Annotated in this window: 1 pseudogene; it reads left to right on the forward strand. The window is 37.3% G+C overall.

The features are described from left to right. Nucleotides 1-125: 125 nt before the first annotated feature. A pseudogene (locus AAIE21_RS29340) lies at nucleotides 126-329 on the forward strand (IS4 family transposase); the annotation flags it as partial. Nucleotides 330-453: the final 124 nt, after the last annotated feature.

Below are 453 nucleotides of genomic sequence, written 5' to 3' on the forward strand. Positions count from 1 at the left end.
AGGTCTCATAACCCTTTTGACGAAGTTTATGGGGTGAGCTGCTTGAGGGAAAACCTCACGAGCAGTTCTTATGGGGAGAGGCTGGAGACGGGCCGCAACTGATACCGCGCCAGTCTTTTACCCGACAAATCATTTTTAAAACATGGAAATCGATCTTTCGTATTCATCACAATACAAATATAAAAAAGGAACGGTTAGAGTGTCATATCTATGGAAAGTTAATTGCGCTCTTAGTATCTTCTACAGTGATGTTCCAGATGCGACAATTATTATTGGTAAAAAAACAAAAGGAATTGAGTGAATGGAAAGCCATGTATATGATTCACGATGGTTCTGTTGCAAAGTTTTTTAAGTGAAGTTACCATATAAGAAAAATGATCCCAGGAGCATGATGCATGAACTATTTTAAAGGAAAACAATTTAAAAAAGATATTATATTGGTAGCTGTTGGCT

It is taken from the genome of Paenibacillus sp. 102 (assembly GCF_039549175.1).
Classification (GTDB): Bacteria; Bacillota; Bacilli; order Bacillales; family Bacillaceae_G; genus Bacillus_A.